A 16,442-nucleotide genomic window follows, 5' to 3' on the forward strand; every position below is an offset into this window, starting at 1 on the left:
AACCCGCGCTCGTAATCAGGGGCATGAAGAGATTTCGTAGGAACGGATCCCCCCGAACCCGCAAGATCGCTCTTGGCGCCGTACTCGCCGTGGTGGCCGGTGGCGCGGTGGCCGTCGGCACCGGGATGAGTCACGCGTCCACCACGTGTGACGGCCTGGATGAGGCGCTGCAGCGGAACCTGTCCTTCATGGCCGATCAGCAGGCGCACCCGAACGCGCAGACCGACGCCGTGCTGGCCAACCGTCAGGCGGTGGTCGACCTGATCAACGTGCAGCGCCGTCAGGCGGGGTGCACCGGCCAGGTCGCCCAGCCGGCTCCGGCGAAACCGACCAGGGCCACCACGGCACCGACCGCGAAGCCGCCGGTGGCCAGCACCGCCCCCGCCGCGAAGCCGCCGGCGGCGACCGGAGGGACCGGCGCCGGTGAGGTCGTCTGCAAGGGCTCCACGGTCACCCTGTCCGGCGAGGCCGGCGCCCCGTTCGCCTCCAGCGGCACCTTCCCGATCGGCACCCGGCTCAAGGTCACCAACCTGGACAACAACAAGAGCATCACGGTGACCGTCCAGAGCACCTCGGGAAGCTGCGTGCTGCTCAACAACGCAGCTTTCGAGCAGGTGCGCGAGGCGGGCAAATTCCTGATTCGCCGCGCGGTCATCGAACGGGTCGGCTGATGGGTCCGGGTGTTCCGCGTTTCCCCCGTTTCGACGCGGAACACCCGGGACCGTTCGGCGCCCGAATTGCGCCCCGATTATTTCCGTGACGCAGCAAAGATCTACCCTTTTCGCATAGGTGGATCTCGACGACCGCGCCGAATCTTGCGCCGCTCCGGATCATTTGGGCAAGTCAGAAACCGCCGCTGTGACCATCGTGACAGCCGGTCAAGAATGTCAATTAACTGAACTAATTGAGCGACAATTCCTCCATAGTGGAACGGCTCCCGATCGGCCGAACCGGCAGACCGTTCTGCCCGGAGGGCCACATCGCCCGCCTCCCGCGGTGAACAGGCTGGTCGCGGGCCGGATGCGCGACTACGTTGCTGAGACATGACGACGCCGGCAGCACCCCCGGACGAGTCGCCGGTGCCGGCGATGTCGCTGCGCGGCCTGATCCGGCGTTTCGACACCAAACTCGCCGTTTCCGGGGTCAGTCTGGACGTTCCGGCCGGTTCCTTCTACGGTCTGCTCGGCCCCAACGGGGCCGGCAAGACCACCACCCTCTCGATGGCCGTCGGCCTGTTACGGCCCGACGCGGGCCGGGCCCATCTGCTGGGGTACGACGTATGGAGCGCGCCCACGGAGGCCAAAGCCCTGGTCGGCGTGCTGCCCGACGGCGCCCGGATGTTCGACCGGCTCAGCGGCCCCGAGTTGCTCGCCTACCAGGGCCTGCTGCGCGGCATGCCGGCCGCCGTGGTCGATCAACGCGCCCGTGACCTGCTCGAGGTGCTGGACCTCGGGGTGGACAACCGCACCCTGGTGGTCGACTACTCGGCCGGCATGAAGAAGAAGATCGGCCTCGCCTGCGCCCTGCTGCACGCGCCGCGGCTGCTGGTGCTCGACGAGCCGTTCGAGGCGGTCGACCCGGTCGCGGCCGCGCTGATCCGCGACATCCTGCAGCGGTACGTCGCCGGTGGCGGCACCGTGATCTTCTCCAGTCACGTGCTGGAGGTCGTCGAGCGGCTCTGCTCACACGTGGCGATCATGTCGGACGGCGTGCTGCGGATGCACGGCACGATGGCCTCGGTACGCGGCGGCCGGTCACTCTCCGACGTCTTCGTGCAGGTGGTGGGGGGCCGGGTGGCCACCGGCTCGGAGCTGGCGTGGCTGTGAGCCCGCGCCACTTCGTCCGGCTCAAGCTGCGGATCACCGCGAACGGGCTGCGCGGCCGGCCGACCCGGGTCGTGCTGTTCGTGCTGGGCTCGTGCGCCGCCAGCCTGCTCGCCGTCCTCGGCTACGCGGTCTTCGCGCTGCCCGGGCACCTGCACGACGCGCACCTGGCCGGGATGCTGCTGCCGTTCGGTGGCGCGGTGCTGCTGCTCGGCTGGCTGTTCCTGCCGCTGCTGTTCTTCGGGGTCGACGAGTCGCTCGACCCGGCCCGGTTCGCCCTGCTCCCGCTGCCCCGGCGGACCCTGGTCGCCGGGCTCGGCACGGCCGCTCTCGCCGGTCTGCCCGCCCTCGCCACACTGGCCGCCACGGCCGGGATGACGGACACCGCGGCCCGGCTCGGCGGGCCGGTCGCCGGGGTCGCCGAGACCGCCGGGGTACTCGGCGGCCTGCTCCTGTGCGTGGCCGTGAGCCGGGCGGTGACCAGTGCGTTCGCCACCGCGCTGCGGTCGCGGCGGGCCCGGGACCTGGCCACCATCCTGCTCGCCGTGGTGGCCACCTCGGTGGCGCCGCTGCAGTTGCTGCTGCTCGGGCTGCTCGACCGGGCGGACTGGACCGACGTCGCCGGGATCGCCGAGGTGATCGGCTGGACTCCGCTCGGCGCGCCGTACACCCTGGGACTGGACGTCGCGACGGGCCGGGCCGGGCCTGGGCCGTACCGCTGAAACTGCTGATCGTGCTGGCCGCCGTCGGCGGCCTGCTGTGGTGGTGGAGCCGGACGCTGGAGCAGGCGATGGCCGGCACCGCGACGGCCGGGCGGCACGCGCGGGTCCGGGCGGACGGCCGCGGCCCGGTCGACCGGCTGATGTTCCCCTGGTGGCCACGGAACAGGTTCACCGCCCTGGTGGCGCGCGAGACGCGGTACTGGTGGCGGGAGAACCGGCGACGGGCCGGGCTGGTCGCGCTGACCATGGCCGGGCTGGTGTTGCCGCTGACCTCGGCGCTGGGTCCGGGCGCCGGACTGACCGGTGGAATGGCCTTCGTGGCCGGTGCGGTCGCGCCGATCGCACTGGCCAACCAGTTCGGTTACGACGGCGGCGCGTACGCCACGAACCTGGCGGCCGGCGTGCCGGGACGGCTGGAGGTCCACTCCCGGGCGGCGGCGCACGCCCTGTTCACCGTGCCGCTGCTGACCCTGGTCGCGGTGGTCACCGGGATGCTCTCCGGCGACCCGGCCCGAATTCCGGCGCAACTCGGCACGCTGCTCGCGGTGTACGGCACCGGGCTGGCGGTGCTTCTGCCGATCTCGGTTCGCGCCGCCTACGCACTGCCCGAATCGGCCAGCCCGTTCTCGATATCGTCCGGCGGCGGCCTGGGAAAGGGACTGCCGAGCCTGGCCGGAATGGCCGGCGGAATATTCGGCGCGCTGCCCGTGGTGTTGGCCGGATTTCTGCTGGGGCCGGCCTGGATCTGGGCCGGGCTGCCGATCGGCCTGGGTTACGGGGCAGCCGCTTATCTGGTCGGTTCCGGAATGGCCGGGGATCTGCTCGACCGCCGCATGCCGGAAGTGCTCGCCGCGGTGACGCCGCGATAGCTCAGCGCATTTTCTCCGCCGATCAGGGGCGACCGACGGGACGGGATCCGCTCCGTGGCGCGGGCACCCGGTTGACCCGGATCGCCCGCAGGCCGTCCTGCCGCACGAAGATGCGGCGCCGCTGCAGCGCGTTGCCGGCCGGACCGACCACGTAGCCGTCCAGCCAGATCCAGCCGTCGTAGGTGACCCGGGGGTCGACCCGGATGATCCGGAAGGTCAGCGCCCGCTCGCCGGAGAACTGCACGCTCGCCTCGGCCCCGACGTGCACGACGTCACCCGGTCGCAACACCACCTGAGGCATGCGCCATCCCCTTCCGCCGGAGGTCCCCAGAGGAAAATAGCCGGTGATCAATTAAAACCGATAGCGGCGTGCACGATCTGTAATCGGGACAATGGTCCGATGACGATCCATTCCACTGATCCGTTCGCGGTGCCGGACGAGGAGAAATCGGCGGTCCGCCGGTTCCGCGGGCGCCTGGCCGCGCCGGTGACGATCTGGACCGCGCCCGGGCCGGCCGGGCTGACCGTCTCGTCCACGCTGGTCGCCGACGGCGATCCGGGTCGGGTGCTCGGCCTGATCGACGAGGAGAGCGATTTCTGGGCGGCGGCCGAGCGGGCCGGGCGGTTCACCGTGGTCCCGTTGGTCCCGGCCGACCGACAGCTGGCCGATCGGTTCGCCGGCCTGATGCCGGCCCCGGGCGGGCTGTTCGCCACCGGCGGGTGGCGGGAGACCGCGTACGGGCCGGTGCCGGCGCACGCCACCGCCTGGGCGCAGTGCCGGTTGGTGGACTCCCGGCCGTGCGGGTGGGCGATGCTGGTCGAGGCGGTGATCGAGGCGGTGACCTTCGAGGCGCCCGGCGCGCCGCTGGTGCACCACCGCGGGAGTTACCGCGAACTGCGCTGACAACCGCTCAGCGCAGTCAGACCACCACTCAGCGCAGGCGCTGACCGGCGCGACGGGGTGGGCGGGTTTCCTTCGTACCGTGCCGGAAAGTCCACTCGCCCACGAAGGTGGTGACACCGTGCCGGCCACCCCCGAGAGATATCTCGAGGTGCAGAACTCCGACGAATTCGGGCGTCTGCGCCACACCCTTCGCCGTTTCATCTTCCCGACGACCGTCGCGTTCATCCTCTGGTACGCCCTCTACGTCCTGCTGTCCGCGTACGCCCGTGACTTCATGGCGATCAAGCTGGTCGGCAACGTCAACGTCGCCCTGCTCTTCGGGCTGTTGCAGTTCGTCTCGACGTTCGTGATCGCCTGGTACTACGCGCGGTTCGCGGCGCGCAGGATCGACCCGGTCGCCGACGACATCCACCGGCAGATCGAGAACGCCCCCGCCGACGAGGGGAGCGTGCTCTGATGCTGATGGCCGCCGCGGGCACGTCCAGCACCTCCCGGACGCTGACCATCACGCTCTTCCTGATCTTCGTGGCGATCACCCTGGCGATCACCATCTGGGCCAGCCGGCAGACCAAGACCGCGACCGACTTCTACGCCGGTGGCCGCCAGTTCTCCGGCTTCCAGAACGGCATGGCGATCGGCGGCGACTACATGTCGGCCGCGTCGTTCCTCGGCATCGCCGGCCTGATCGCGCTGTACGGCTACGACGGCTTCCTGTATTCGATCGGCTTCCTGGTCGCCTGGCTGGTGGCGCTGCTGCTGGTCGCCGAGTTCCTGCGCAACTCCGGCCGGTACACGATGGCCGACGTGCTGGCGTTCCGGATGCGTCAGCGCCCGGTGCGCACCGCCGCGTCGGTCTCCACCGTGGTGGTGTCGATCTTCTACCTGATCGCCCAGATGGTCGGCGCCGGCGCGCTGGTCTCGCTGCTGCTCGGGATCAGCGCCGACGAGAAGTTCCTGGGCATGGACGCGAGCACCGCCAAGGTGTTCACGATCATTCTGGTCGGCGCCCTGATGATCGTCTACGTGGTGGTCGGCGGGATGAAGGGCACGACGTACGTCCAGATCGTCAAGGCCTTCATGCTGATGACCGGTGCGCTGGTGATGACCCTGATGGTGCTGGCGCACTACCGGTTCAACCTGTCGACGCTGCTGGGTGACGCCGCCGCGCAGTCCGGCAAGGGCAGCGCCTTCCTCGAACCCGGCCTGCGGTACGGGGTGGAGACGGCCGGCGACGCGACGAAGACCTTCTACAGCAAGATGGACCTGCTCTCGCTGGGTCTGGCGCTGGTCCTCGGCACCGCCGGTCTGCCGCACATCCTGACCCGGTTCTACACCGTGCCGACCGCCCGGGTGGCCCGCAAGAGCGTGCTCTGGGCGATCGGCATCATCGGTGTCTTCTACCTGTTCACCCTGGCCCTGGGCTTCGGCGCGGCGGCCCTGGTGGGCGGCAAGGCGATCACCGCGCAGGACAAGGCGGGCAACACCGCGGCGCCGCAGCTGGCGCAGAAGCTCGGCATCGACTACCTGGGCGGGGACACCGGCGGGGCGGTGCTGCTGGCGATCATCGCGGCGGTCGCCTTCGCCACCATCCTGGCCGTGGTGGCCGGGCTGACCCTGGCGTCGTCGTCGAGCACCGCGCACGACTTCTACGCCAGCGTGATCAAGAAGGGCACCGCGTCCGAGCGGGACGAGGTGCGGGTGGCCCGGGTCGCCGCCCTGGTGATCGGCGCCATCGCGATCGCCCTGTCGATCTTCGCGCAGAGCCTGAACGTGGCGTTCCTGGTGGCCCTCGCCTTCGCGGTGGCCGCCTCGGCGAACCTGCCGGCGGTGCTGTACAGCCTGTTCTGGCGGCGGTTCAACACCTCGGGCGCGCTCTGGTCGATCTACGGCGGCCTGCTCACCGCGGTGATCCTGGTGTTCTTCTCACCGGTGGTGTCCGGCTCGCCCACCGCGATGTTCCCGCACGAGGACTGGCACTGGTTCCCGCTGTCCAACCCGGGCATCATCTCGATCCCGCTGGGCTTCTTCTTCGGCTGGCTGGGCACCGTGCTCAGCAAGGAGTCCGCCGCCGACAAGTACGCCGAGCTGGAGGTCCGGTCGCTGACCGGGCACGGCGCGCACTGAACCTTCCTCCGGAAAGTACCCGGGCCGGCGTCGTCGCCGCGCCGGCCCGGGCCCTACTCCCACCTTCGTGCCGAACCGGGTTCGGGCACCGGGATCATCACCCCTGGCGACCTAATGTGGTCAGCATGTCTGCGACCACCTCTTCCAGCGGCAACTCCTCTGGACGGGCTTCCGTCCCACCGCCGTACGGGCGAGAGCCGGGCCCGGGGCGCCCCTACCGGGGTGGCCGCACCCGCCCGCGCTGGGGCCGGATCGCCCTGGTCACCGGCGCCACGGTGGTCCTGCTGGCGCTGGTCGGCACGATCTACGCGTTCCACTACGTGAACAAGATCGACGGCGACCTGAAGCGGACCAACGCCTTCTCCGGGCTGTCCAAGGACCGGCCGGCCAAGCCGATCGACGGCGCGTTCAACATCCTGCTGGTGGGCAGCGACTCGCGGGATCCGGACACCAAGGACGACCAGGCCAACGCCTGGCGCGCGGACACGCTGATGATCATGCACGTGCCGGCCGACCACAAGACCGCCCAGCTGGTGTCGATCCCGCGGGACCTGTGGGTGGTGGTGCCGCGCAGCAACGACGCGGCATGCAGCGACGGCAGTCGCGCCAAGATCAACGCGTCGTTCGCCTTCGGTGGCCTGCCCCGCGCGGTGCACACCGTCGAGTGCCTGACCGACGTGAAGATCGATCACGTGATGGCGGTCGACTTCGGCGGCTTCAAGGAGGTCACCGACGCGCTCGGCGGTGTCGACCTGAAGGTGGACCAGAGCATCACCTCGATCCACCCGCCGCACCGGGTGTTCACCAAGGGCATGATGCACATGGACGGGGCGCAGGCCCTGGACTGGGTGCGGCAGCGCAAGCAGTTCGCCCGCGGCGACTTCGCCCGGATGCAGCATCAGCAGGAGTTCCTCAAGGCGCTGATGGACAAGGCGGCCAGTGGCGGCACGCTGACCAGCCCGGGCAAGCTCAACGACTTCCTGAACGCGGTGGCCGCCGCGGTCACCGTCGACCAGGATTTCTCGCTCAAGGACATGGTCGAGCAGTTCCACAGCCTGCGCGGCGACAACCTGACGTTCCTGACCAGCCCGAACAAGGGCAGCGAGACGATCGCCGGGCAGTCCGTGGTGGTCTCCGACCGGGAGAAGGCGCTGGCCCTGTTCCAGGCGATGTCCGCGGACCGGATGTCCGAGTGGATGACGGCCAACCCGGTCAAGAAGAGCTGACCGGCAGCCATAAACTGGATCCCGTGTTCGGACCTCAGGTACCCAGCGTGACCCCGGATCAGGTCGACTCCAACGCCTATCTGCTCGACGTCCGCGAGTCGGACGAGTGGACGGCCGGCCACGCGCCCGGCGCCCACCACCTGCCGATGATGGAGGTGCCGGCCCGGATGGCCGAGGTGCCCAGCGACGGCGAGGTGGTGGTGATCTGCCGGGCCGGCGGCCGGTCCGGCCAGGTCGTCGCCTATCTGATGAACAACGGCTGGGACAACGTGCGCAACCTCGACGGTGGCATGAAGTCCTGGGCCGCCGCCGGCAAGGACATGGTCAGCGAGGACGGGCAGCCGGCCCGGGTGGTGTGAGCACCGGCTATCGCCCCCTGGTGTTCGCGCACCGCGGGGGCGCCGACGCGCTGCCCGAGCACACCCTCGGGGCATACCTGCGCGCCCTGCAGGACGGGGTCGACGGGCTGGAGTGCGACGTCCGGCTGACCCGCGACGGTCACCTGGTCTGCTTCCACGACCGCAAGCTGGACCGCACCAGCAACGGCCGGGGCCTGGTCAGCCGGCGGACACTCGCGGAGCTCGACGAGCTGGACTACGGCTCCTGGCACCCCGGGTACCCCGCCGACGAGCCGGACGAGGACCTCAGCCGGCTGCTCACCCTGGAACGCCTGCTGGAGGCGGTGCGCGACTGCGGCCGCGCGGTGCGGTTGCTGATCGAGACCAAGCACCCTTCGGTGTACGGCGCGGAGGTCGAGCGTCGCCTGGTGAAACTGCTGCGCCGCTACGGTCTGGCCGACCCGAAGCCGGACGACCCGGTGCAGGTGACCGTGATGTCCTTCGCCGCCCTGGCGCTGCGTCGGATCCGCGCCCAGGCCCCCGGCCTGCCCACCGTGTACCTGCTGGAGGTGCTCCCGCCGATGGTCGGCAAGGGGCGCCTGCCGTTCGGCGCGCGGATCGCCGGCCCGGGCGTCGACCTGGTCCGGGCCCGATCCGGGCTGCCGGCCGCGATGCGCGCGGCCGGCCACCAGACGTACGTCTGGACCGTCAACCGGCCCGACGACCTGGACCTGGTCCTGCGGCACCGGGTCGACGGCGTGATCAGCGACCGGCCCAAGTTCGTGCTGGACCGGCTGGCCGAGCTCGACCATGTGTGACCGCCGACACATCATCGGAATCGTGAGCGCCGAGGCAGACTCGCAGACATGCCGGATCGTCCCGACTATCCCTCGCTGACCCGGGGTCAGATCGCGGTCCTCGACCGCGTCAACGCCGGGGAGTCCGGCCTGCCCGTGTTGCAGCGGCTGGTCCGCCTGGCCCAGGAGGCTCTCGGCGCACGCGGCGCCGGCTTCGCGGAGTACTCGGAGGGCCGCGGCCGGATCATCGCCGGCACCGGGGTGTGCGAGCCGGCCGTCGGCCGTCGGGTCGACCGCCCGCTGGAGTCCGCCGGCCGCACCCTGCTGGTGCCGCTGGACCCGGCCCTGGACTCGATCAACGACGAGTTCGCCCGGCAGATCGAAGGCGGCGACCTGCGGCACATGCTCGGCGCCCGGTGCGAGTCCGGGGGCGCCTTCGCCGGTTCGCTGCACGTCTACTTCGGCGGCGCCGACGGCCCGCCCGGCCCGGAGCACCACGCCGTGCTGGAGCTGCTGGCCGGCCAGATCGGGCAGCTCTACACCCGCGGCGCCGGGTTGCCGGTGCACCCGGCCGCGCCGCCGGCCCAGGCCGACCGGGACCTCTGGGTCGCGGTCACCAGCCACGAGCTGCGCACCCCGGTCACCGTGATCAAGGGGTACGCGGACACGCTCACCAACCACTGGGAGACGCTCGGCGAGCCGGGGCGCCGGGAGGCGGTCCGGGTGATCGGCAACCGCGCCGGCGAGCTGGCCCGGCTGGTCGACCGGCTGCTCTCGGCGGCCAGCGACGGGGTGGCCGGCGCCACCCCGGCCGGGCCGTTCGACCTGGTCGAAGCGCTCCGGGAGGCGGTCGACGAGCTGCCGGCCGACCTGCGGCGGCGGCTCAAGCTCGCGCACCTGCCGGCCGGCCTGCCGCCGGCGTACGGCGATCGCGCCTCGATCGCGACCATCCTCACCGAGCTGACCACGAACGCGGAGAAGTACTCACCGCCGGACACCACGGTGGAGGTCTGCGCCGGGGCGGACGACGACACGCTGCGCTTCCGGGTCTCCGACCGGGGAGCCGGGATCGCGCCGGAGCACGTCGAGCGGGCCTTCGAACGGTACTGGCAGGCCGAGGGCGGCGACCGGCACCACCATCCGGGCGCCGGGCTGGGGCTCTACCTGGTCCGCCGGATCGTCGAGCAGCAGCACGGCTGGGTGTCGCTGCGGCCGCGGGAGGGCGGCGGGACGGTCGCCGAGGTGCGACTACGACGCGCCTGAGCGATTTTTTGCGCTTTTGCTCGTTTTTCGCCGCGCTGGAAGCGCCCACCTCGCCGCGTTTCCGACGGCACCGCCTACGCTGGTCCCTCGTGAGCAAGCGTCGTAAGTCACAGTCGGAGCCCAGGACCAAGGTGCGCGACATCTTCGTCGCCCGCCCCTTCGAGGGTCTCGCCGACGAGCCGGAGTGGGTCGCCCTGCGCGAGCTGGTCCCGGCCGCCTCGGCGCCACTGACCCTGAAGCCGGAGATCATCGAGGAGTACGGGGACCGTCCGGTCACCCTCTCCACCGTGCTCCCGATGGCCTGGCCGGCCATGTCCCGCCGGGACGGGCAGGTCTTCATCGGCCTCCAGCGGCACCTGCAGTCCGGTGACGTCTCCCGGGACCTGGCGGTGGCCATCCTCGCCGCGCTGCGGACCGCCCCGGGCGACCCGGTGTCGGTGCCGGCCTTGCCCGGCGAGGGCCCCCGCCTGCAGGACGTGCTGGCCGACGGCCCGCTCGAGATCACCATGCAGGACGGCTTCGAGTACTGGCTGGACGCGGACCAGCTGCACGACGCCACGGTCAAGGCGTCGCTGGAGCGGGCCAACGCCTCGATCTACCCCACCGAGCGGCTGAGCGCGGCCAAGGCGGCGTACTGGTGCCGGATCGCGCCGGACAAGGGGCACGTCCGCTGGGTGCTCGGCGAGGGCGAGGACCCGGCGCTGGACGCGCTGGCCCGGCTCTCCGCGGCCGGCGAGCTGCTGCTGCGCGACGACACCAAGTTCGCCGGGATGTTCCGGGCGCACGGGCTGCTGGTGCCGGTCTGGGACATCCCCGGCGAGCCGGAGGCGGCCGACTGGGAGGCGCCGCTGGCCGATTTCGCCAAGCGCTACCAGGACACACTGGCGATCACCGAGCCGCTCGACGCGGCGGGGCGCCGGGCCAAGCAGGGTCTGATCGGCCGTCAGCTGACGCTGCGCTGACCGGGGCGCTCTCCGGCGCCGCGACGCGCGTCCGCGGGACCTGGTGAACCCGGCGATCCAGCGGGGTTCCCAGGTCCGGCCGCCGTCGGCGGCCGGACGAGCTCACCGGTGCCGCTGCGCACCCGGTACCGCGACCACAGACCGGCAGCCCGGTCGTAGCGGCGCACGGTCAGGCCGATCGCCTCGTCGCCGCCGAACGGACGTCGTCGAATCCCGGCTCAGATCGGCACCCGCTCGATCGGGCAGCTCATGCAGCGCGGGCCGCCCCGGCCACTGCCCAGCTCCGAGCCGCGGATCCGGATCACCTCGATGCCGGCCCGCTCCAGCTGCGCGTTCGTCTCGATGTTGCGCTCGTAGGCCAGGCACACCCGAGGCGCCACGGCCAGCGTGTTGTTGCCGTCGTCCCACTGCTCGCGCTCGGCGGTGACCGGGTCGAGGCCGGTGTCGATCACCCGGAGCCGCTCGATGCCCATCGCCTCGGCCGCCGCCTCCAGAAACGGCCGGGGCGGCCGGACGATCAGCTCTTCGCCGTCCGCGGTGACGGTCCAGGCCCGCAGGGTGTCGGCGACCACCGGGTACATCACCACGGCGTCCGCGTCGACCATCGTGCAGACCGTGTCCAGGTGCATGGTGGCGCGCTCCTGGGCGATCGGCACGACCAGCACGGTATGCGCCAGGCCGGCCAGCAGCACCCGGCGGGCCAGCCGCTCGGCGCCGGCCGGGGTGGTCCGCTCGCCCACCCCGATGGCGATCACCTGCGGGGCCAGCACCAGCACGTCGCCGCCCTCGACGTGCTCCAGTCCGGGGTCGTAGAGCAGGTCGCCGCCGGCGAAGCGCGGATGGAACCGGTAGATCGCGTGGGTGAGCGTGGTCTCCCGGCGCCGGGCCGGCATCGCCAGGCTGGTCACCGCCACCCGGTCGCGCACCCAGACCGAGGAGTCCCGGGTGAACAGCAGGTTGGGCAGCGGGTCGATGACGAAGTCGTGGCGCTCCAACATCTCGTAGACCAGGCTGCCACCGCCCGGCTTGACCTCCTCGTGGGCCAGCCCGGCGATGAGCACCTCGGCCAACCGCTCCGGGTCCTGATCGGCCAGGTAGCCGGCCACCCCGGCGCGCAGGCCGTCGCCGAGCCGCGGGTCGGCGAGCACCCCGGCGGTCAGCTCCTCCCGTGCCCGGGGCACGGCCAGGGTCTCGGCGAGCAACCGGTCGAGGTGGAGCACCTCGACGCCGCGGGAGCGCAGCGCCCCGGCGAACGCGTCGTGCTCCTCCTGGGCCCGTCCGACCCAGGGGATGCCGTCGAAGAGCAGTGATCCACTGTTCCTCGGGGTGAGCCGGGCAAGCTCCTTGCCGGGCCGATGCAGCAGGACGGTGCGCAGTTGGCTGACTTCACTGTCGACGTACACGGTGCCGACGGTAACCCCTACGAACCGCTACCGCCCGGTGACGTTCTGACTAGATCTTGGGACGGCCATGCACCATGGGTCACCTAAGAGATACGTTGTCAGAGTGCGACGAAACCGCGTCGGGATGCACCATCCGCAAGAAGACGTTGTCCGTGAATGCGGCATTCATCCACACTTCTTTCTCTTTCTTTCACTGCCGTCACCCTGTTCCGTGAGGACCCGAGCACGTACGGTAGTTGGAAAACCAGAGAGCCAGCCCGATTGACCTTTTGCCGGAGGTCGCAGTGACTGTCTTCCCCACCCGCCCTGCTCTGCCCGTGCCCGCCACCAACCGAGCCCTGCCACCCGGCCCGACCCCGTCGCCCACACTGGATCGCCTCACTCCGGTGGAGTGGGCGCGGCGTCGTCGTGCCGAACGAGGGGCCCGGCGGATGGAGGCGGCCGGCGCCCGCGCGCTGACCCGACTCGACCGCCTCGGCTCCGCCTGGCGCATCGTGGACTGGCCGCGCGCCGACCTGTCCCAGTCTTACTACGAGCCCGACCCGGCCGACGACCGCGCCGGTTTCCTCGCCATCGGCCCCGGTGGCGTCTACGCGGTGACCGTCGCCGACCACGGGCGTTCCCGCGTCCTGATCGCCGGTGACGTGGTGCAGATCAACGGCAAGCGGCCGGGGTACGTCGCGGAGGCTCGCCGGGACGCCCGCCGGGCCGCCAAGGCGCTGTCCGCGGCCGTCGGGCTGAACGTGCCGGTGACCCCGGTCCTGACCTTCGTCGGCTCCGGTGTGATCAGCGTGCACGGCCTGCCCAAGGACTGCCTCGTCGCCACCGACAAAGAGCTCGACCGGTTGCTCCTCGCGGGTGGTGCCCGCATCTCGGCGGCCACCGCCAGCAAACTGTCGGCCGTCGCCGAGAACCCGGCCACCTGGGCGAACGCGCCCTACCGGCCGGCTGGCGACTACCGTTGGTACAGCAACGGACAGACGGCCGCTGACAAGCGGCCGACCCGCCGGTAACGTTCCTTGCGACGAAGTCGACGGCGGCGCCCCGGCCCCATCGGGGCGCCCCGGTCGGCGCGACGGAAGCGAGGAGGAGCGGGTGGCGCATGTTGAGCTCTCCCTCTCGGGAGCGTTCGTCCCCCAGGCACGCACACCGGCCGAGGCCGAGTTCGTCGGCAGCATCGAGCGCTGGGCCGGCACCGTGGCGGTGGCCGACGAGCCCTGCCTGATCATCGACGCCGGCGGCGCCATCGTGGCCGTCTCGCCGTCCTGCAGTGAGCTGCTCGGGCTGGGCAAGCCGGGCGACGCGATCGGCAAGCTGCTGTCCACCGCCCTGCGGCTGATCGACTTCACGGCCGGCGCCGGCCCGCTCGACGAGCCCGAAGCGGAGAAGATTCCGCCGCTGCTCGCGGTTCGCAGTGAGCGGCTGGCCCGCGGTCTGATGCGCGTCGTGCCGGACGCCGGGAAACCGCCGCTGACCGTCGACGCGATCGCCACACCCCTGCTCGCCGGCGACCGGGTGGCCGGTTCGATGACGTTTCTGTCGCCTGTGCACTACTGACATCCGGTTTGTTCGTGCCGGTGTGGTGTTCGCCGCATCCGACAACCATTGGGTGTTACCTATCCGTAACGTAGTCTGCCGTCATGCTCGATCTAGACCTGTTACCAGGGGAGTACGCGGTGTGCCGCCTCTCGGCCGGTTCACCCCTTCCCACCTCCCTGACCACGGGTCCGGACGACAAGAGCGTCATCTCGGTGACCTGGGGCCTCGACGAGATCTCGATCATCTGCCCGTCCCACCGGGTGCCGGACGGCGCCGAGGTCGACACGGCATGGCGATGTCTGCGCGTGGCCGAGCTCGACCTGGCGATGACCGGGGTGATCGCGTCGCTGGCGGTGCCGCTGGCCGAGGCCCGGGTCAACATCGTCACGTTCTCCACCTACGACACCGACTATCTGCTCGTGCCGACGGTCCGGCTGACCGAGGCGGTCAACACGCTGGTCGCCGCCGGTCACCGCATCGCCGGCTGATCCGCCGCCGATTCGTGCCCAGCCGACTCCGGGGGTAGGGCCTACCATGGGCGCGTGTCCCCGCACACCCGCTTCGTCCCTCTCGTCGTGGGCGCCGCTCTACTGACGGCGGCCTGCGGATCGCCGGCCGGATCCGAGCCCGCCGGCACGCCGTCGTACACGATCGGCCCGCAGCCCTCCGGCGCCGGACCGCTGCCGGGGGCATCCGTGCCGGTGCCGGGATACACGATGCCCAACCCCGGATACACGATGCCCAACCCCGGATACACGATGCCCAACCCGGGTTACCCCAATCCCGGCTACAACCCGGGTTACCACCCCGGTTACACGCTGCCGACCACGACGCCGGCCGAGGGGCCGCTGACCAAGTCGCCGACGCCGACCCCGGCGCACGCCGCCAAGTGCGGCGGGCAGCCGAGCCCGGCGGACATCCTGGCCCTGATCAAGGGCAAGCCCGGGATCCCGTCCAAGACGCTGCAGGTGCAGGACGGGCCGTTCTGCTCGGGGACGTGGTCGTTCACCACGGTGAAACTGGCCGGATCCGGTACGGACCAGATGGAGCCGCTCATGGTGGTGGCCACCGGGAAAGCCGCCACGCTGGCCCTGGTCGCCGCCGGCTCCGACGTGTGCAACGCGCAGGTGCAGGCCGCCCCGGCCGGGATCCGCGTCATGGCCTGCGGCTTCTGACCGCTCCCGCACCCCCGCCGTCCCGTCTCACAGGGGCGTGATGCCGGCAGGCGGGCATCTCTCATTGACGCAACGCTGGGGCGCGGGATCAGGACTGTACGCTCCAGACCGGCAGAACGGGCGGGGGCTTGTTCAACCCCCAGACTGACGGGCCGCTCGGGCGTAGGGCCGGGGCTGGTGCGCCCTGGATCGACGGGCCGCTCGGGCGTGGGGGCGGGGTTTGTGCGCCCTAGACTGACGGGATGCCCGGAACGCCGCCCGCCCGTTTCACCTACCTCGGCCCGGAGGGCACCTTCACCGAGGCCGCCCTGCGCACCATCCCGGCCGCCGAGCACGGGCTGCGTACGCCGGCTCGCAGCGTGCCCGAGGCGATCGAGGCGGTCCGGTCCGGAGAGGCCGACGCCGCCCTGGTGCCGCTGGAGAACTCGGTCGGCGGAGCCATCCCGGTCACCCTGGACGAGCTGGTCACCGGCGCGCCCCTGATGATCGCCCGGGAGGTGCTGCTGCCGGTCGAGTTCGTGCTGGCGGCGGACACGCTGAAACCGCTGGCCGGGCTCCGCACCGTCGCGGCGCACCCGCAGGCGTCCGCGCAGTGCCGGCGCTGGCTGCTGGCCAACGTCCCGGACGCGGTCGTGGTCGACGTGTTGTCCAACGCGGCCGCGGCGATCAGCGCGGCCGCCGGGGAGTACGACGCGGCCCTCTGCGCCCCGATCGGCGTCCCGCGCAACCGGCTCACCGTACTCGCCGAGAAGGTCGCCGACCGGGCCGAGGCGGTCACCCGGTTCGCGCTGCTCACCCGGCCCGCCGCGCCGCCGCCGCCGACCGGTGACGACGTCACCTCCCTGGCTGTGTCGATCCGGCACGACCAGGTCGGCGCGCTGCTGGCGGTGCTCACCGAACTGGCCGTACGCGGAGTCAACCTCTCCCGGATCGAATCCCGGCCCACCGGCGAGCAGCTGGGCACCTACTTCTTCTTCCTCGACTGCACCGGGCACGTGGCCGAGGCCCGCCTGGGCGAGGCGCTGCAGGGCCTGCGCCGGATCTGCGCCGAGGTCCGCTTCCTGGGCAGCTACGCCCGGCACCGGCTGCAGCCGGAACCACCGGTGCGGGCGCCGGCCGGCCTCTCCGACACCGACTTCGCCGACTCCGCCGCCTGGCTGCGCCGCCTGCGCGCCGGCGAGCCCGGCTGACCCGGGGCGCCGCCCAGTCAACAGGTCCGGCCTGCCACCCGGCGCCGACCGGCCCCGCCGGGCCGGACCGGCCACCAGGTGCCGGCCCATCCGGGGTTGCGGGCAGC

At 71.5% G+C, this 16,442-nt stretch carries 16 protein-coding genes and 2 pseudogenes; 16 read left to right on the top strand and 2 right to left on the bottom strand.

Translation table 11 applies throughout. From position 1 onward, the window contains the following. The first annotated feature begins 23 nt into the window (after nt 1-23). From ACSP50_RS40920 to ACSP50_RS40930, 3 genes and pseudogenes are all read left to right on the top strand, one after another. Nucleotides 24-671 carry a hypothetical protein gene (locus ACSP50_RS40920; protein WP_014695218.1) on the top strand — a complete coding sequence of 216 codons (648 nt, stop codon included), beginning with the start codon at nt 24-26 and terminating at the stop codon, nt 669-671. A 372-nt stretch (nt 672-1,043) separates the two neighbouring features. Beyond that, nucleotides 1,044-1,826 carry an ABC transporter ATP-binding protein gene (locus tag ACSP50_RS40925; RefSeq protein WP_014695219.1) on the top strand — a complete coding sequence of 261 codons (783 nt, stop codon included), beginning with the start codon at nt 1,044-1,046 and terminating at the stop codon, nt 1,824-1,826. Next, a pseudogene (locus ACSP50_RS40930) lies at nt 1,823-3,414 on the top strand (ABC transporter permease). Before ACSP50_RS40925 ends, ACSP50_RS40930 begins: the two are co-directional and overlap by 4 nt. A 22-nt stretch (nt 3,415-3,436) precedes the next feature. On the opposite strand, the gene ACSP50_RS40935 reads toward ACSP50_RS40930, so the two are convergent. Further along, the gene (locus ACSP50_RS40935; RefSeq protein WP_014695220.1) at nt 3,437-3,715 is read right to left on the bottom strand and encodes a hypothetical protein; all 279 of its coding nucleotides are present in this window, start codon (nt 3,713-3,715) and stop codon (nt 3,437-3,439) included. Nucleotides 3,716-3,820: 105 nt separating this feature from the next. Here ACSP50_RS40935 and ACSP50_RS40940 point away from each other — a divergent pair. From ACSP50_RS40940 to ACSP50_RS40975, 8 genes and pseudogenes are all read left to right on the top strand, one after another. Then, nucleotides 3,821-4,318 (top strand): annotated as a pseudogene (locus tag ACSP50_RS40940) (flavin reductase family protein); the annotation flags it as partial. A 118-nt stretch (nt 4,319-4,436) separates the two neighbouring features. After that, nucleotides 4,437-4,775: a DUF485 domain-containing protein gene (locus ACSP50_RS40945; protein WP_014695222.1), complete on the top strand. Its 339-nt coding sequence runs from the start codon at nt 4,437-4,439 to the stop codon at nt 4,773-4,775. Continuing rightward, the gene (locus ACSP50_RS40950; RefSeq protein WP_014695223.1) at nt 4,775-6,442 is read left to right on the top strand and encodes a cation acetate symporter; all 1,668 of its coding nucleotides are present in this window, start codon (nt 4,775-4,777) and stop codon (nt 6,440-6,442) included. Before ACSP50_RS40945 ends, ACSP50_RS40950 begins: the two co-directional genes overlap by 1 nt. Nucleotides 6,443-6,567: 125 nt before the next feature. After that, the gene (locus ACSP50_RS40955; RefSeq protein WP_014695224.1) at nt 6,568-7,668 is read left to right on the top strand and encodes an LCP family protein; all 1,101 of its coding nucleotides are present in this window, start codon (nt 6,568-6,570) and stop codon (nt 7,666-7,668) included. Nucleotides 7,669-7,691: 23 nt separating this feature from the next. Beyond that, nucleotides 7,692-8,027, top strand: coding sequence for a rhodanese-like domain-containing protein (locus ACSP50_RS40960; RefSeq protein WP_043513188.1), 336 nt, complete (start codon nt 7,692-7,694; stop codon nt 8,025-8,027). Beyond that, nucleotides 8,024-8,824: a glycerophosphodiester phosphodiesterase family protein gene (locus ACSP50_RS40965; protein WP_014695226.1), complete on the top strand. Its 801-nt coding sequence runs from the start codon at nt 8,024-8,026 to the stop codon at nt 8,822-8,824. Before ACSP50_RS40960 ends, ACSP50_RS40965 begins: the two co-directional genes overlap by 4 nt. A 48-nt stretch (nt 8,825-8,872) precedes the next feature. Further along, entirely contained in the window at nt 8,873-10,066 is a 1,194-nt protein-coding gene (locus tag ACSP50_RS40970) for a sensor histidine kinase KdpD (RefSeq protein ID WP_014695227.1), read from the top strand. A gap of 89 nt (nt 10,067-10,155) precedes the next feature. Next, nucleotides 10,156-11,028, top strand: coding sequence for a DUF5926 family protein (locus ACSP50_RS40975; protein WP_043513191.1), 873 nt, complete (start codon nt 10,156-10,158; stop codon nt 11,026-11,028). Nucleotides 11,029-11,246: 218 nt separating this feature from the next. On the opposite strand, the gene ACSP50_RS40980 is transcribed toward ACSP50_RS40975, so the two are convergent. After that, a complete protein-coding gene (locus ACSP50_RS40980) occupies nt 11,247-12,431 on the bottom strand; it encodes an arginine deiminase (RefSeq protein WP_014695229.1) in 1,185 nt (394 codons plus the stop codon). A 284-nt stretch (nt 12,432-12,715) separates the two neighbouring features. On the opposite strand from ACSP50_RS40980, the gene ACSP50_RS40985 reads away from it, so the two are divergent. The 5 genes from ACSP50_RS40985 to pheA all read left to right on the top strand — a co-directional run bounded on the left by ACSP50_RS40985 (nt 12,716) and on the right by pheA (nt 16,335). Further along, the gene (locus ACSP50_RS40985) at nt 12,716-13,444 is read left to right on the top strand and encodes a hypothetical protein (RefSeq protein WP_043513193.1); all 729 of its coding nucleotides are present in this window, start codon (nt 12,716-12,718) and stop codon (nt 13,442-13,444) included. 82 nt (nt 13,445-13,526) lie between these two features. Further along, the gene (locus tag ACSP50_RS40990; RefSeq protein WP_014695231.1) at nt 13,527-13,988 is read left to right on the top strand and encodes a hypothetical protein; all 462 of its coding nucleotides are present in this window, start codon (nt 13,527-13,529) and stop codon (nt 13,986-13,988) included. A gap of 83 nt (nt 13,989-14,071) precedes the next feature. After that, complete coding sequence (locus ACSP50_RS40995) at nt 14,072-14,458, top strand: ACT domain-containing protein (RefSeq protein WP_014695232.1); 387 nt, start codon at nt 14,072-14,074, stop codon at nt 14,456-14,458. Between the two features lie 54 nt (nt 14,459-14,512). After that, entirely contained in the window at nt 14,513-15,145 is a 633-nt protein-coding gene (locus tag ACSP50_RS44965) for a hypothetical protein (RefSeq protein WP_014695233.1), read from the top strand. 242 nt (nt 15,146-15,387) lie between these two features. After that, nucleotides 15,388-16,335, top strand: a complete 948-nt coding sequence (gene pheA / locus ACSP50_RS41005) for a prephenate dehydratase (RefSeq protein WP_014695234.1) — start codon at nt 15,388-15,390, stop codon at nt 16,333-16,335. Nucleotides 16,336-16,442: the final 107 nt, after the last annotated feature.

Source organism: Actinoplanes sp. SE50/110 (assembly GCF_900119315.1).
Classification (GTDB): Bacteria; Actinomycetota; Actinomycetes; order Mycobacteriales; family Micromonosporaceae; genus Actinoplanes.

Bases quoted from the DNA above. Each gene is read 5' to 3' on its own strand.
- ACSP50_RS40925 (WP_014695219.1), top strand. From the start codon at position 1,044: ATGACGACGCCGGCAGCACCCCCGGACGAGTCGCCGGTGCCGGCGATG.
- ACSP50_RS40995 (WP_014695232.1), top strand. From the start codon at position 14,072: ATGCTCGATCTAGACCTGTTACCAGGGGAGTACGCGGTGTGCCGCCTC.
- ACSP50_RS40935 (WP_014695220.1), bottom strand. From the start codon at position 3,715: ATGCCTCAGGTGGTGTTGCGACCGGGTGACGTCGTGCACGTCGGGGCC.
- ACSP50_RS40950 (WP_014695223.1), top strand. From the start codon at position 4,775: ATGCTGATGGCCGCCGCGGGCACGTCCAGCACCTCCCGGACGCTGACC.
- pheA (WP_014695234.1), top strand. From the start codon at position 15,388: ATGCCCGGAACGCCGCCCGCCCGTTTCACCTACCTCGGCCCGGAGGGC.
- ACSP50_RS40970 (WP_014695227.1), top strand. From the start codon at position 8,873: ATGCCGGATCGTCCCGACTATCCCTCGCTGACCCGGGGTCAGATCGCG.
- ACSP50_RS40920 (WP_014695218.1), top strand. From the start codon at position 24: ATGAAGAGATTTCGTAGGAACGGATCCCCCCGAACCCGCAAGATCGCT.
- ACSP50_RS40955 (WP_014695224.1), top strand. From the start codon at position 6,568: ATGTCTGCGACCACCTCTTCCAGCGGCAACTCCTCTGGACGGGCTTCC.